General features: G+C 72.8%; 14 protein-coding genes and 1 tRNA gene. 7 read left to right on the top strand and 8 right to left on the bottom strand.

The window, feature by feature from the left end:
* Window position 1: 1 nt before the first annotated feature.
* Window positions 2-1,477, bottom strand: a complete 1,476-nt coding sequence (locus tag ACYVOM_RS38210) for an ATP-binding protein (RefSeq protein WP_460308504.1) — start codon at window positions 1,475-1,477, stop codon at window positions 2-4.
* 120 nt (window positions 1,478-1,597) lie between these two features.
* Here ACYVOM_RS38210 and ACYVOM_RS38215 point away from each other — a divergent pair, with 120 nt between their 5' ends.
* From ACYVOM_RS38215 to ACYVOM_RS38230, 4 genes are all read left to right on the top strand, one after another.
* Entirely contained in the window at window positions 1,598-2,971 is a 1,374-nt protein-coding gene (locus ACYVOM_RS38215) for a helix-turn-helix domain-containing protein (protein WP_460308505.1), read from the top strand.
* Entirely contained in the window at window positions 2,968-3,126 is a 159-nt protein-coding gene (locus ACYVOM_RS38220) for a hypothetical protein (RefSeq protein WP_460308506.1), read from the top strand. The genes ACYVOM_RS38215 and ACYVOM_RS38220 overlap by 4 nt, the downstream gene beginning before the upstream one ends.
* Window positions 3,127-3,219: 93 nt before the next feature.
* Window positions 3,220-4,584 (top strand): cytochrome ubiquinol oxidase subunit I, encoded by a 1,365-nt coding sequence (locus ACYVOM_RS38225; protein WP_460308507.1) that lies wholly within the window; start codon window positions 3,220-3,222, stop codon window positions 4,582-4,584.
* Between the two features lies 1 nt (window position 4,585).
* A complete protein-coding gene (locus tag ACYVOM_RS38230; protein WP_460308508.1) occupies window positions 4,586-5,599 on the top strand; it encodes a cytochrome d ubiquinol oxidase subunit II in 1,014 nt (337 codons plus the stop codon).
* A gap of 170 nt (window positions 5,600-5,769) precedes the next feature.
* Here ACYVOM_RS38230 and ACYVOM_RS38235 read toward each other — a convergent pair.
* The 5 genes from ACYVOM_RS38235 to ACYVOM_RS38255 form a co-directional block, all read right to left on the bottom strand.
* Window positions 5,770-5,841: transfer RNA gene (locus ACYVOM_RS38235), tRNA-Val, on the bottom strand.
* Between the two features lie 117 nt (window positions 5,842-5,958).
* Window positions 5,959-6,291, bottom strand: coding sequence for a hypothetical protein (locus ACYVOM_RS38240; RefSeq protein ID WP_460308509.1), 333 nt, complete (start codon window positions 6,289-6,291; stop codon window positions 5,959-5,961).
* Between the two features lie 202 nt (window positions 6,292-6,493).
* The gene (locus tag ACYVOM_RS38245; RefSeq protein WP_460308510.1) at window positions 6,494-6,877 is read right to left on the bottom strand and encodes a roadblock/LC7 domain-containing protein; all 384 of its coding nucleotides are present in this window, start codon (window positions 6,875-6,877) and stop codon (window positions 6,494-6,496) included.
* Window positions 6,874-9,132, bottom strand: coding sequence for a sensor histidine kinase (locus tag ACYVOM_RS38250; RefSeq protein ID WP_460308511.1), 2,259 nt, complete (start codon window positions 9,130-9,132; stop codon window positions 6,874-6,876). Before ACYVOM_RS38250 ends, ACYVOM_RS38245 begins: the two co-directional genes overlap by 4 nt.
* A gap of 128 nt (window positions 9,133-9,260) precedes the next feature.
* Complete coding sequence (locus ACYVOM_RS38255) at window positions 9,261-10,310, bottom strand: enoyl-CoA hydratase/isomerase family protein (RefSeq protein WP_460308512.1); 1,050 nt, start codon at window positions 10,308-10,310, stop codon at window positions 9,261-9,263.
* A gap of 113 nt (window positions 10,311-10,423) precedes the next feature.
* On the opposite strand from ACYVOM_RS38255, the gene ACYVOM_RS38260 reads away from it, so the two are divergent.
* From ACYVOM_RS38260 to ACYVOM_RS38270, 3 genes are all read left to right on the top strand, one after another.
* Window positions 10,424-11,641, top strand: a complete 1,218-nt coding sequence (locus tag ACYVOM_RS38260; RefSeq protein ID WP_460308513.1) for a CoA transferase — start codon at window positions 10,424-10,426, stop codon at window positions 11,639-11,641.
* A gap of 60 nt (window positions 11,642-11,701) precedes the next feature.
* Window positions 11,702-13,114: an amidohydrolase family protein gene (locus ACYVOM_RS38265; protein ID WP_460308514.1), complete on the top strand. Its 1,413-nt coding sequence runs from the start codon at window positions 11,702-11,704 to the stop codon at window positions 13,112-13,114.
* A 74-nt stretch (window positions 13,115-13,188) separates the two neighbouring features.
* Window positions 13,189-14,046, top strand: a complete 858-nt coding sequence (locus ACYVOM_RS38270; RefSeq protein ID WP_460308515.1) for an acyl-CoA thioesterase — start codon at window positions 13,189-13,191, stop codon at window positions 14,044-14,046.
* 108 nt (window positions 14,047-14,154) lie between these two features.
* Here the strand turns inward: ACYVOM_RS38270 and ACYVOM_RS38275 are convergent, their stop codons facing one another.
* Together ACYVOM_RS38275 and ACYVOM_RS38280 are read right to left on the bottom strand one after the other, a co-directional pair.
* The gene (locus tag ACYVOM_RS38275; RefSeq protein ID WP_460308516.1) at window positions 14,155-14,355 is read right to left on the bottom strand and encodes a hypothetical protein; all 201 of its coding nucleotides are present in this window, start codon (window positions 14,353-14,355) and stop codon (window positions 14,155-14,157) included.
* 224 nt (window positions 14,356-14,579) lie between these two features.
* Complete coding sequence (locus ACYVOM_RS38280; protein ID WP_460308517.1) at window positions 14,580-14,747, bottom strand: hypothetical protein; 168 nt, start codon at window positions 14,745-14,747, stop codon at window positions 14,580-14,582.
* Window positions 14,748-14,994 lie beyond the last annotated feature (247 nt).

The following is a 14,994-nucleotide window of genomic DNA, read 5'->3' on the forward strand; positions in this document are numbered from 1 at the left end:
GTCATCCGTCCTTGGTCGTAGGCCGCTCGGCCTTGGTCAGGTCCACCAGCGCGCCCATCAGCCGGGCCGCCTGGTCCGGAGATGCGGGCGACGGGGCCGGGCTCGCCTCCTCGGATACCGCAGTGTCCTCGGCGGCCTCGGCGGCCGCGCCGCGCCGGGTGCGCCGCCGGGGCAGTCCGGCGGAGGTGCGCTCCTCGGACCTGGCGTGGCGCGGTCCACCGGGCTCCGGCCCCCGCGGCGCGGGCAGCTCTCCGGGCTCCGCCACGGTCGTCACCAGCCGCTGCGGCACATGCACGATGACGCGGACGCCGAGGTACGGCGAGGTCTCCAGATGGACCCCGAATCCGTGCTCCCGCGCGAAGTGGCCCATGATCGCCAGGCCGAGGCGCGGCACCTGCTCCACGTCGGCGAGGCCCACCGGACGCCGTCCGGAGGCGATCTCCCGGGCCTCGGCGAGCCGGTGCTCCTCCATGCCGATCCCCGCGTCGTCGACCCGCAGCACCGCGCCGCGGTCGGTGGGGGTCACCATCACCTCGACGCGCGTGGACGGCGCCGAGTAGCGGGTGGCGTTGGCGAGGGCCTCGGCCACGAGGTGGATCAGCGGCTCGGCCGCCGCCGCGACGACCGCGACGGTCTGGTCGCCGACGATGTCGACCCGGGCGAACTCCAGGATGCGGCCCTGCCCGGCCGCGGCGACCTCGACGAGCGCCACGGGTTCCGGCCACTGCTGCCCGGGAGGCTCCCCGCACAGCACCGCGAGCCGCTGCGCGTGCCGTCCCGCCTGCGCGGTGGCGTGGGCCATCCGCATGCCGAGCTCGCGGGCTCCCGCGTCGGCGACGTCGGCCAGGTCGGAGGCCTCCTTGAACAGGAGAACCATCGTCGACTGGACGTCCCGCGACAGCCCGAGCACGGCGACCCGGGCCGATTCGGCACGCTCGGCCGCCTCGTCGGCGTCCGCGCGCAGCCGCGCCTTCTCCTCCTCATGGGCGAGCCGCTTGTCGGCAGCCGCCGTCCCCATGACGACGAACTGCTGGACGAGGTCGTGGATCCCCGCGGCCATCTCCGCCCGGTCCGGCTCGGCGGCCGGCTCGCCGGCCAGCACCGCGGGCATGCCGGCCAGGACGTCCTGGAGCAGTTCCCGCTCGGCGGTGTTCACCCGCAGGAGATGCGCGCGCCAGGCCGCGTCGCGCTGCTGCCGGTAGGCCTCGTGGTCCTGGGACATGAGCCGGGCGAGCTGCGCGATCCGCGCCCGGACCGCCAGCAGCGCGAGCGCCGCCGACGCCGCGACGACGGCCGCGAGCGCGGCGAAGAGGAGCGGGGAGGGGCCGTCGCCGAGCAGGGCGAAGGCGCCGCAGCCCAGGCCGGCGGCGCCGAGCAGGGCCACGGCGACCGCGGCGGACAGCGGCAGGCCGACCGCGGCGGCTCTGCCGTGCGCCTTCGGGGCCCCGGGACGCGGCGGGGCAGCAGACATGATCATTGGGAACAGCGTTGACGACCGACCGCCCGACGACAACACCAATCGGAAAGGTTTTCTGCCATGACCTTTCCGATTGGTATAGTCCCTGACAGTGAGGCTAATTACGAGGGAAATCCACGGATGAGTGCACGCTGCCGCAAATGCAAGAACCCACTCAGCCGTGACAACCGGACCGAACTCTGCGGCCCCTGTACCGTCGCCGCCCGGACCACCCCGTCGCCGATCCGGCTGGGCCGCGGATTCTGGACCCGCCCCGACATCCGGGCCGCCCTCGCGGCGCAGGACTGGCGGTCCGTCCTCATCGAGGTCCAGGCCGGTACGGGGGCCTCGCAGGCCGCCATCGCCGAGGCCGCAGGCGTCTCCCAGGCCCAGATCTCCCGGCTCTGCAACGGCCGTCGAACAGACCCGACCTACCACCACATCATGACCATCCTCACCAGGCTTGGAATGAACCCGCCATTTCAGGCAACTGCCGACATTTCAGACCTCGCCCCGGTGGATCGGGCGGGCGCGTCACCGTCCGGGCCTCTCGATAAGGCAATTCAGAATCCGCTCGATCCGCCCCGTCCGGAGCGCCACCCGTTCGCCGAAGAAGTGCGTGAACTCACACTTTCTCCGGCCGATCCCGACGTCATCGCCGGGCTGCACGCGATCCTCACCGCCTACATCCGCGCCGACGCGATGCTCGGCCCGGCCCTTCTGCTGGAGGCCGCCTCGGCCCACCTCGCCACCGTCGAACAGGTCTGCGCGAGGACCCGGGGCGCCGACCGGACGGCCGCGCTGCTCCTCGCCACGGAGTGGATCGAGTTCGTCGGCTGGCTCCACCAGGACACCGGCGACTTCGCGCGGGCGGCCGCCCTGACCAGCCGGGCCCTGGACTGCGCCCTCCAACTCCAGGACCCGCGCGTGACCGCCTACGTCCTGATGCGCAAGAGCGCCATAGCCACCGACGCCGGCGACGCCCGCACCGGCCTGGGCCTGGCCGACGCCGCCCTCGCCATGTCCGGCGACCTCACCCCGCGCCTGCGCGCCGTCATCCTCCGCCAGCGCCTGCGCACCCTCCACGCCGTGGCCGACCGCGACGCCGAGCGGGCCGCCGACCGCGACGCCGAGCGGGCCCTGGCCGAGGCCGAGGCGGGCGACGGCCAGTCCGAGGACGACCGCGCGGGCTACTGCACCCCCGCGTACATCAAGATGGAGATCGGCGCCTCCCTCCTCGCGGCGGGCCGCCCCCAGGCCGCCCTCCCCCTCCTGGAATCCCACCGCTCCCACGGCTTCGACCCCGCCCAGGCCCGCGACCACGCCCTCGGCCTCGCCCGCCTCGCCACCGCCCAGGCCGCCACCGGTTCCCCGGACCAGGCCCACCGCACCGCCGCCGAGGCCCTCCGCGCCGCCGTGCCGATCACCTCCGCCCGCCTGGCCGCCCAGCTGACCGCCCTCACCGCGGCCTTCACCCCGCACCACCACCCGTCCCCGCCCCCTTTCCCGTCATGACCGACCGGTCTGCAGGGTGCCGCCGCATCCATGGCCAGACCCTCGTCCCGGCGCACCGCGAGGAGCCGCGTGCCGATCTCGGCGAGCCCTCCTCGCATGACGTCGAGTCCGCCGTGCTCCAGCGCGGCGTCGCCGCCCCCTTGGCCAGGCCTTGACCCCGTGAGCGGGGTCCTCGGCGCAGCGACGGGTAGAGCGCCTGACATGGTCGGATCAACGAGCCCGCGGCTCTCGGCGCGCGCGCAGGACGCATGACGGAGAACCTGGTCGCGGCGGTGACCGGGCCCGATCTCGGGGCCGCGCGGATGCAGATGGCACTGTCCCTCGGATGGCACATCGTGCTGGCCTGCTTCGGCGTCGGCATGCCCGCGATCACGCTGCTCGCCGAGTGGCGCGGCCACCGCACCGGCGACCTGTCCTACCGGCTCCTGGCCCGCCGCTGGGCGCGCGCCATGGGCGTGCTGTTCGCTGTGGGAGCCGTCTCCGGCACGATCCTGTCGTTCGAGATGGGGCTGCTGTGGCCGGGCCTCATGGGCACCTACGGGCAGGTCATCGGGCTTCCGTTCTCGCTGGAGGGCATCGCGTTCTTCCTCGAAGCGATCTTCCTCGGCATCTACCTGTACGCGTGGGACCGGATGAAGCCGGTTCCGCACATGCTGGCGGGTCTGCCCATCGTGCTGGCGGGCGTCGCCTCGGCGTTCTTCGTGGTGACGGCCAACGCCTGGATGCAGGCACCGACCGGGTTCGACCAGGAGGGCGGCAGGATCGTCGCGGTCGACCCGCTGGCGGCGATGTTCAATCCCGCGACGCCGCCGCAGACCGTGCACATGATCCTCGCGGCGTTCATGGTCGCGGGCTTCGGCATGGGAAGCGTCTACGCGGTCGCCATGCTGCGCGGCCGACGCGACCGCTACCACCGGCTCGGCCTCCTCCTGCCGTTCACGGTCGCCGCCCTCGTGACGCCCTTCCAGATCGTGGCGGGCGACTGGGCCGCCCACTTCGTCGCGGGCAACCAGCCGGTGAAGCTCGCCGCGATGGAGGGCCTCTTCGAGACGACGCGCGGCGCTCCGCTCGCCCTGGGCGGCGTGGCCGTCGACGGCGAACTGCGGTACGCGCTGGAGATCCCGAACCTGCTGTCGCTGCTCGCGCACTGGAATCCGAACGCCGAGGTCATCGGCCTGAACTCGGTGCCGCCCGCCGACCGGCCGCCGGTCAACGTCGTGCACTGGGCGTTCGACACCATGGTCGGCCTCGGATTCGCGCTCCTGCTCCTGTCGGCGTGGGCGGCGTTCACCTGGTGGCGGCGGCGCGACCTGCCGCGCAGCCCCTGGTTCCTGCGGGCGGGCGCGGTCTCCGGCGTCGCGGCGGTCCTCGCGCTGGAGGCGGGCTGGATCGTCACCGAGGTGGGGCGGCAGCCGTGGATCGTCTACGGCGTGCAGCGCACCGCCGACGCCGTCAACCCGGCACCGGGGCTCTTCTGGGGATTCGTCCTCGTGAGCATCGTCTACGTGGCGCTGACGGTCGCGACCGTCTACGTGATGCGCAGACTCGCCCGGGACGCGCCGGTGCCGCTGGCCCCGCAGGAGGCCGACGTGGCCGGGACCAAGGTGGTGTGACATGGCCGCGCAGATCATGCTCGCCGTGCTCTGGATCGGTGTGAGCGCCTACGTGCTGTTCGCGGGCGCCGACTTCGGCGGAGGCATCTGGGACCTCCTCGCCGGCGGCAGCGAGCGCGGACGGCCGCAGCGCACCCTCGTCGAGCACACGATCGGCCCGGTGTGGGAGACGAACCACGTGTGGCTGATCTTCGTCATCGTCGTCATGTGGACGGGCTTCCCGTCCGCCTTCGCCGCGATCGCGTCGACCCTCTACATCCCGCTCACGCTCGTCGCGCTCGGCATCATCGCGCGCGGCGCGGCGTTCGCCTTCCGCAAGGTGAGCGGGCGGCTGTGGCAGCAGCGGCTCTTCGGGGCGACCTTCGCGTTCTCCTCGCTCGTCACCCCCTTCTTCCTCGGCGCGGTCGCGGGCGCCCTCGCCTCCGGCCGCGTCCCGCCCGGCATCGCCGCCGGCGACCTCGTCCGCAGCTGGGTGAACCCCACGTCGCTCGTCACGGGCGCGCTCGCGGTGGCCACCACCGCCTACCTCGCCGCCGTCTACCTGACCAGGGACGCGCAGCGGGAGGGCGAGACCGCCCTCGTCGAGGCGTTCCGGCATCGCGCGCTGGCGTCCGGCTGCGTCGTCGGGGTCCTGTCGGCGATCGGCCTCGCCGTGCTGCACGCCGACGCGCGCGCCCTGTTCGACCAGCTGGTGACCGGGCGGGCGCTGCCCCTGCTCGTCCTTTCGATCGTCGCGGGGATCGCCTCGCTGATCCTGCTGCTGCGGCGTTCCTACGTCGCCGTCCGCGTCACCGCCGCCGTCGCCGTGCTCAGCCTGCTGTGGGGCTGGGGCCTCGGCCAGTACCCCGACCTGCTGCCCGGCCTCACCGTCGCGCAGGCCGCCGCCACCCCCGCGGCCCTCACCGCGAGCCTCGTGGCCCTCGGATGCGGAGCCCTCCTGCTCCTCCCCTCCCTCTGGTGGCTCTACACCACCTTCCAACAGCCCCCCGCCCCACACCCCACCACAGAGGAATAGGAGCCACAGCGCCCACACAGGCCCGAAGACACCCGGTGAGCTTCCGACGGCCCGGGATCGTCCTCGTCAGGCAGTGAGTCAGTCCGCAGCTCAGCCGATCGACCTCGGAGACGCCAATGGCCGGTTCCCTCGACGGGAAACCGGCCATTGACCTGCTGCTTTACCTGGGGTGGGCGATACTGGGTTCGAACCAGTGACCTCTTCGGTGTGAACGAAGCGCTCTCCCACTGAGCTAATCGCCCCGAGGTGTCCGGGCGGGCGGCCCGGCAACGGGGTTAAGAGTAGCGTGTTTCGGGGGTGGTTCGCACATCGAAAAGGGGGGCGGGGACGGGCGGGGGTGTTTCCGGGTGTTTCTGGATCTAGACGGTGAGGGTGCGGCAGCCGAGGGCGGAGGCGATGGTGCGGGCGGCGGAGGCTGGGGTGGAGGCGGGGGTCAGGCGCCGGGGGTGGGGCCAGAGCCAGAGGTAGTGCCAGCCGGCTTCGGGGTCGAGGCGGCAGGAGATCTCCTCGCGGGCGGCGGCGCGGGTGACCGCGAGGCGTTCGGGGCGGCCCTCGGCGGGCGGGAGGAGTTCGGTGCGCAGGTCGGGCCAGCCGCGCCGGACGGCCTGGGCGAGCGCTCTCAGGTGGGCGGTGCCCGGGTCGGGGGAGCCGGGGGCAGGCGGCTCGGCGGCCTCCGTGATGTCCATGCTCATAACGGTGACGGTAGAGGCGGACGGGCTCCGCGGTCCATCATGTTTCGCGGCGTTGCTCGGACGAGATCCAAAGAACGCCCCAGGCCGTCCGTTCTGACTGGATTTTATCTCCGCTGTCCGATCAGGCATCCTGCCGCGGCCGACCCGGAGACGGCGAAGGCCGCGCCCCGCAGGTGGGACGCGGCCGCATCGCGGATCGGGGTCAGGACGTCCGGGCCGCGGCCGTGAGGTGGCGGCTGACGCGCTTGATGAGGAGGGCCATCTCGTAGGCGACCTGGGCGGCCTGGGCGCCCGCGTCGCTGAGGACGGCGAGGCAGGTGCCGGTGCCCGCGGGCAGGACGAAGAAGAGCCGGTCGTCCAGCTCGATCACCGCCTGGTTGACCCGATCGGCCGAGTAGTGCTCCGCCGCGCCCCGCGCCAGGCTGTGGAAGCCGGAGGAGAGGGCGGCGACGAACTGGGCGTCTTCGGCGGACATGTTGCGGGACGCGGCCATCACGAGGCCGTCCCGGGAGAGCAGGAGCGCGTGGTGGACGGGGACGACCCGATCCACCAGGTCGTCCAGGAGCCAGTTGAGTTCGCCGGTCACGGTCTCTTCCGTTCGTCGTTCGGGTCTTCGCCCTGCCCGTCGCGTCCGAGCGCCCAGCCGTACTGGAGCGAGGACATGAGGGCGCGGCTCGACTCGGGGTCTGGTTCCTCGAAATCGTCCTCGACAGGGGGCGGCGCGGCCTGCGTGCGCAGCTGCGGAGCCATGCTCTGCTGCTTGCGGCGGCGCGGGAGGCGGCCGGACTGCTCGGGGGTCGCGTCGGGTTCGAAGCGGTTGTCCGCCGCGCGCGGCGGGGCGGCGAGCGGCACGGGCCGCCGTTCCGGGGCCGCAGCGACGGCCGGGGCCTGGGTCTGCGCGGAGCGGGGCGGGTTCACGGCGGCGGGCCTGATCGGCGCGTCCTGGACGGTCAGGGACGCGGGGATGAGGACGACGGCCGTGGTGCCTCCGTAGGCGGAAGGCTGGAGGGCGACTCGGATGTCGTGCCGTGCGGCGAGCCTTGCGACGACGAAGAGGCCGAGCCGGTCGGAGTCGGCGAGGTCGAATTCGGGCGGTTCGGCGAGGCGGCGATTCAGCTCGGCCAGCTGGTCGGGGTAGAGGCCGAGGCCGCGGTCGATGATCTCCACGGCGAGCCCGTTCGCGACCGTCTCGGCCTTGACCAGCACCTCGGTGCCGGGCGGCGAGAACACCGTGGCGTTCTCGATCAGTTCGGCCAGCAGGTGGATGACGTCGGCGACGACCGCGCCGGTGATCGACGACGAGCGCGCGACCGCGGGCTCGACGCGGGTGTAGTCCTCCACCTCGCCGATCGCGGCGCGGATCACGTCCTCGATGGGGACGGGGTGGTCGAAGGCACGCACTGTCGGCTCCCCGGACAGGATCACCAGGCCCTCGGCGTGCCGCCGCATGCGGGTCGTCAGGTGATCGAGTTTGAACAGGTCGTCCAGCTCCTCGGGGCTGGAGGCGCGCCGCTCCATGGTGTCCAGCAGTTGGAGCTGACGCTGCAGGAGGCCCTGGCTGCGCCAGGACAGGTTGACGAAGACCCGTCCGATGCTGCGCCGCAGCCTGGCCTCGCCGATGGCGACGTCGACGGCGGTGTGCTGGACGGTGGCGAACGCGTCGGCGACGGACGCGACCTCCTTGGTCCGCGCCCCGCCCGGCAGTGGCTGCTCGGCGAGGGAGACGTCGATGTTCTCGCCGCCGCGCAGCCGGGAGACCACGTCGGGCAGGCGCTCGTCGGCGAGGGTGTGCGCGGCGCGTTCCAGCACGCGCAGGTCGCCGGTCATGCTGCGCGCGAAGCGGACGGACAGCACCAGCGAGGCGACGACGGCGAGGAGGCCGATGCCGCCGGCCGCGTAGAACCGCAGCATGATCTGCTCGCCGACGGGCGCGATCTCCTCGTCGAGCATCGCGCTGACCTCGCCCATGTTGGCGTACCAGGTGGGATCGACCTTGGCGACGACGGCCTCCCACTGGGCGGTGGTCGGGCCCGCCTTGCCGACGTTGATTCCGCCTGTCTTGATCTTTCCTTCGAGGTCGCGGTAGCCGGCGAACGCTTCCGAGTCGCCGAACTCGGCGACCTTGGCGCGGAGGTCCTCGTCCAGGCTGGCCAGGCCGAGGCGGAAGAACTTGTCGCGGCTGTCGGCCCAGCCGCTGAAGGCCGCGCGCTGGGCGGTGTCGAGCTTGCCGTTCGCGGGCAGCCCGCCGATCAGGGCCACCTCGCGGAGCATGAGGTCGTGCGCGTAGAGCACGTGGATGACGGCGTTGCTGTTGCGGTAGGCCGCGACGTCGTCGACGCTCACCATGCCGCCGAGGAGCTGGATGGCGGTGTCGACGATGGTGCTGTAGTCGGTGATGACCTCGGCGCTCGACACCCCGGCGGCGACCTTGCCGCGCAGCTGGGTGAGGGTGCCGAACGCGTCGTTCAGCTCGCTGACACGCGTCTTGGACAGGTCGTCCATGGCGTCCTGGGTCTCTTCGGAGAACGCCGCCGCGCGGAACATCTTCACGGTTCCGTCGGTGTACTGGATCTGCTGGTTGAACTTCTCCGACTGGGCGGCCGCCGCGGTGCGCTCCTTCTGGATCGCGTCGAGGACGGCGCCCGTGGGCAGGCCCATGTTGTCGTACTGGGTGTCGAAGTCGAGCTTCGTCAGCGCCGCCGTCAAGGTGGTCGTGGCCGCGAAGGACCACAGGACGATCAGTGAGAGCAGCGGCAGGGCCAGCAGGATGGCGAGTCTCCCGCTGACCGGGAGGGCCCTCGGACCGCTCCCGCCTCTCGCCGACGAACGTCTACCGCGCACCACGTACCCCGTCCCCGCATAGAAAGCGACATTCTCGTAGGACGCAACGTAGTTCTCGGACGGTCGGCAGACCACCATTTTGCCGGACTTAACCCGAAATCGAAAGCAAAATTAGATCTCCCGTTCGGTCAGTCGAGACGGTCGACCAGACCCCACACCAGGGCCGTTTCGGCGTCCAGCGGGGCGTTCACCAGGGCCATGTGCAAGGTCCGCCATCGGCCGATGCGGCGCGGCAGGCTCACCGTGCCGCCCGCGCCGGGGATGAGGCCCATCGCCACTTCGGGCAGCCGGAACGTCGTGCCGGGGGCGGCCACGACCGTGCCCGCGAACGCCGGCAGCTCCACGCCGGCGCCGACGCACGTGCCGTGGACGCGCACCGTGACGCGGTCGCGCAACCGGTGCAAAGGCAGGGCAGCGCCCGCGCGCGTGCGCAGGAAGTGGGCGGCGGCCAGATCGGTGGCGGTGCCGAACTCGGCGAGGTCGCCGCCGGCGGAGAAGACCGGCCCCGCCCCGTCCAGGAGGACGCGGCGGACCGTCGGATCGAGTTCCGCGATGGACAGGCCCTCGACGAGCGCGTCCCTGACCTGGCGGCCGTAGGCGTTGCGCCGCTCTGGACGGTTGAGGGTGAGGTGAAGGCTGTCGCCTTGCCTTCGGAACAGGACAGGGTCGGCCACCTCGGGCGGCGGCTCGGCGGCGCCCCTGTCGGCGAGCCATGCGGCGAACTCACGTCCGGACAGGAGGGTCGAGTAGGCGAACGACTCAAGGTCGAGCGCCTGCCGGACGTCCAGACGTGTTCCGGAGCGCAGGACTCCGCCGAGAGTGAAGGCGGCCTGGGGGCTGTTCTCGGCCGTCGCCTGGAGGAGTTCGAGTTCGGCGCGCGGGTCGGGCACCCCGACGTACGGACGGGGAAGGGCGCGGCCCGAACGGACGAGCGTGAGGTCCAGGTGAGGGGCGAGCACACGGGCCGTCTCGGCAGGGGAGGCGGCGTTGACGAGGCCGATGAGCACGCGGTCGTGGGAGGCGAGCCGTTCGACGGCCCTGCCGAGCACGCCAGGCTTGCGGAAGCCTTCGAGGTCGACGCCCACGACGGGGGCGACCGGCATGCCGTCCTCGCCCAGCGCCCCGGCGTCCGCCACGCCCTCGGCCAGTTCCTCCACGGACACGACCGCACCGACCATGGCCCCTCCAACACCGAGATCACCGTCGGTTCGAGTCTAGTGCCGATCCGGTGGCCCTCCTGGCGGGCCGACCTGCCCCTGCGTGGTTAGGCTCGACCGCTAAGGGAGGTGCTGTGGAAGGCGTCGAAAGCGAGGATCTGGCTTGGGCGCGCAGTGGCGTGGTCGCCTTGACCGGCCGTGACGTACCGCTCGTCCCTCCCGGTACAGGGGCCCTGAAGGCTTACGCGCTCGGAAGGCGGTTCACCGAGGCGACCGGCGTCGAGGTCGACGGAGGGCGGTTGCTGTCCGAGCGGGCCGCCTACACCGGCTTCGTACGGCGCGGAAGCGTCTCCGCCGGGGGAAGCTGCCGCCTTCTGCCGTGCCTGGACGGGTGGGCCGCCGTGTCGTGCGCGCGCGCCGACGACCCCGCGCTGCTCGGCGCGCTGGCGTTCGCCGAAGCGGGCGAGGACCCGTGGGACGCGACGGCCCGGTGGCTGCGCGGGCACCCGGGCGGGGAACTCGACGAGCGGGCCGCGCTCCTCGGCGTCGCGGCGGGCGCGGTGCGCCGCCCGGAGGCGCCGTGCCCGCCCGGGCCGGGAACGCCGCGATCCGTGGCGGGCATGCTCGTCGTCGACTTCAGCGCGCTCTGGGCGGGGCCCCTGTGCGCCCACCTCTTGGGGCTGGCCGGGGCCCGCGTGGTGAAGGTGGAGACCCCGACCAGGCCGGACGGAGCGCGCGGCGGCGACCCGGACTTCTACGACCTGCTGCACGCCGGGCACTCCTCGGTGGTGCTCGACCCGGAGACGCCGGGCGGGAGACGCGCCCTGGCCGCTCTGGTGGCCGCCGCCGACATCGTCATCGAGGCCTCGCGCCCGCGCGCGCTGGCCCGCTGGGGGCTCGACGCCGAGGCCGCCGCCGCTTCGGGCACGACCTGGGTCTCGATCACCGCGCACGGACGCGCCTCGGACCGCGTCGGCTTCGGCGATGACGTCGCCGCCTCGGCGGGACTGGTGGCCCGGGACCGTTCGGGTCCGGTCTTCGTCGGGGACGCCTTCGCCGACCCCCTCACCGGGCTGACGGCCGCCGTCCTCGCCGCGTCGGAACCCCCTTCCGGCTCGGGAGTCCTCTGGGACTTGTCCATGACCGACGTCGTGGCGGCCACCCTCTCCGCGTCGTCTACCGGGCTCTCCGAGCGCGCGCGCTTCACGTCCTCGGGGTGGGTCGTGGAGGCGTCCGACGGTCCTGTTCCGGTGGCCGAACCCGTTCGTCGGGCGATCGTCGCGGGAGGTGCCTCCGCGTCGGGGGCCGATACCGTGTCCGTGCTCGGATCCTTGGGGATCGCTCTTCCCTGACGTCGGAAGGACGTGCACGGGGCTCCGCCCCTCTCCGGGCCTGCCCGTAGGGTGGGGCGCGTGGGCGGGCCGGGGACTCTGTTGCGCGACGCCGAGGTCGACGGCCTTCGGCGCGCCGACGTGCGGCTCAGGAACGGCCTCGTCCACGAGGTCGGCACCGGCCTCGCGCGGGACGGCGACGAGGTCGTCGAGTGCGCGGGCAGGGCCCTCGTCCCCGGCCTGTGCGACCACCATCTGCACCTCCTGGCCCTCGCCGCGGCCCGCCGCTCGGTCGCGTGCGGCCCGCCCTCGATCACTGCCCCGGAGGCCCTTCGGGCGGCGCTCGCCACCGCCGCGCCCGGCCCCGACGGCTGGGTGCGCGGCGTCGGCTACGCCGAGACCGTGGCCGGCGACCTCACCGCCGAGGCGCTCGACGGGTTCCGCGCCGACGTCCCCGTCCGGCTACAGCACCGCAGCGGCGCGCTGTGGGTGCTGAACTCCGCGGCCGTCCGCGCGGCCGGGCTGGCCTCCGGCGACCATCCCGGCATCGAGCGGGACGCGCGAGGCGCTCCGACGGGGCGGCTCTGGCGAGCGGACGCATGGTTGCGGACCCGGCTTCCGGACGAGGGCGGCACGGGCCTCGCCGAGGTGGGCGCGGCGCTCGCCTCGGCGGGCGTCACCTCCGTCACCGACGCCACTCCCGACCTCGCCCCGGAGGCCGTCGCCCTCCTTGCGCGGGCCAGAGCGAGCGGTGCGCTTCCGCAGCGCGTCAAACTGCTCGGGGCCGCGGGACCCTTGCCGGGCGGCCTCACCTCGGGCCCGGAGAAGATCGTCATCGCGGACTCCGGGCTCCCCTCCTTGGACGACCTCACTGCGCGGATAGCCGCGGCCCACGCCTCGGGACGCCCGGTGGCCGCCCACTGCGTCACCTATGCGGCTCTCGTCCTCTTCCTGGTGGCCATGGAGGCCGCAGGCGCCCTGCCCGGCGACCGCATCGAGCACGCCGCCCTCGTCCCACCCGACCTCTTCGACACGATCCGGCGGCTCGGCCTGCGGGTCGTCACCCAGCCCGGGTTCCTCGCCGACCGCGGCGACGACTACCTGCGCGACGTGCCTTCCACCGACCACGCCGACCTCTACCGCTGCGCCTCCCTGATCTCCGCGGGCATCCCGCTCGCGCTGTCCAGCGACGCCCCCTACGGCCCCCTCGACCCCTGGACGGTCATCGACGCCGCGATCCGCCGCCGCACCCCCTCAGGGGCGATCCTGGGACCCGGAGAGCGCCTCAGCGCCCGCGCGGCACTCGACCTCTGCCTCGCCCCCTCCGACGACCCGGGCGGCCCGGCCCGCCGCGTCAGGCCCGGCGAGCCCGCCGACCTGGTGCTGCTCCGCGCGCCGCTGGCCGAGGTGCTGGCAGCGCTGCCCGACACGCCGGTCCAGACGGTCTTCATGAACGGTCACCCGGTAGCAAATCACCACTTACCTCTTGGCTAGGGTCATAGCCGTAAGACAAGCGACCTGTACGGCGTCTGCGCCGACGGGACCGGCAAGACGGCGAGGTGGCCGACATGGGCGGACTGCGCGAGACCCTCGATCTGGAGCGGCTCGACGACCTGATCTTCCGGAGCGCCCCGGCCACGACCCGCAACACCCGGGTCTTCGGCGGCGAGGTCGCCGCCCAGGCCCTCATGGCCGCGGGCCGCACCGTGCCCGGCGACCGGCACGTCCACTCGCTGCACGCCTACTTCCTGCGCCCCGGAGACCCCGGCACCCCGATCGTCTACCAGGTCGACCCGATCCGCGACGGCGGCAGCTTCACCACCCGCCGGACCGTCGCCGTCCAGCACGGCAAGCCGATCTTCCACCTGTCCGCCTCGTTCCACCGGCCCGAGGACGGCTTCTCCCATCAGCCCGCCAAGACCGAACGGCCCGAACCGGAGGAACTGCCGCCCGGCGAGGACGTCATCGCCGCCGCCGACCCGGAGACCCGCGCATGGTTCGAGCGGGTGCACGGCGACAGCCCCTTGGAGATCCGGTTCGCCGAGGAACTCCCCAGGTTCGCCGGGCTCCGCGGAGAGAGCGCCCCTCCCGTCCAGCGGTTCTGGTTCCGCACCCACGAGGCCCTGCCCGAAGACGACCCTCTGCTGCACGCCTGCGCAGTCGCCTACGCCTCGGACCTCCTGCTGCTGTGCAGCGCCGTCGCCCCCCACGCCACCACCCTGGACGGCGGAGGCTTCCAGTTCGCCAGCCTCGACCACACCCTGTGGCTGCACGGCGTCCCGCAGGCCGATGACTGGATCTTCTACGACCAGGAAGGCATGTGGGCCGGAGGCGCCCGCGCGCTCTGCCGCGGATCCCTCTCCGACCGCTCTCACCGGCTCCTCGGAAGCGTCATGCAGGAGGGCCTCATCCGTCCGGTGGGCTGATCCCAGGACGGTGTCTCAGACCGAGACGCTCGCCTCCCGTCCCGGTTTTGCGGGCCGGCAGGGACCCGGGGTCCCCGCCGGCGCGCCACGGCCTGAAGTGCCGCGGACTCAGAAGCCGTCGAATCCCCAGCCGGTGAAGGAGTCCTGGTCATGGCAGCCCGGAAGGGGCGGGAAGACGAAGGAGCACCCTCCCTCGCCCGCGGGCGCGGCCGGGGCCGCCGACGCGGACGCCGCGGGAAGGCCGAGGAACAGTCCGGCGGCGACGACGGCCCCGGCGGCGAGACGACGAGCGATACGGGAATGACTCATGGCGATTCCTCCACTACAGAGAGTGATCATTGCGCCCAGTATGTCACCCGCTTCCGCATTGTCGGAGGCACCCCCTCGACAGCGAGAACCCCTCCCCGTAAAGGGAGGGGTTCTCTTCCCACTCTCACGGTGCAGCCTCAGGAGGCCGGGACCGGATATGAGGACCGCGCCGGCGTCATGACGCTCAGGACCGCCGGCCGGCCCCGCTCAGGACCGGGGCCGGATCACCAGCCGTCGTAGTAGCCGTAGCCCCAGCCACCGTCTCCGTACCACCAGTCACCGAAGTCGCAGTGGTAGCTGTCCCCCCATCCGTCGTCGCACCAGTAAGGGCCGTCGTGCGTCGGAGCCGTCGAGACCGACGCCGCGGCAGAAGCGGCCGGCGCGGCCACCACTGCCCCACCCACGAGCACGCCCGCGACAGCCAACCCGCGAGCGAAGCGCGATGCGCTCATCACAAGCCTCCTCATCCGTTGGAATGACCATCACCTCCACTGTCACACGCCCCCCCGTGATCAACACAAGCAAAACAACCCACCCAAACCACCCCATAAGCCGCATTTGCCACAAAGCACGCATATACCCCTCCAGCCTCCCCCTCCCCGTTGCCCTCCCCCGACCCCCCACCACCCCGCCGAACCC

It is taken from the genome of Actinocorallia aurea, assembly GCF_054783995.1.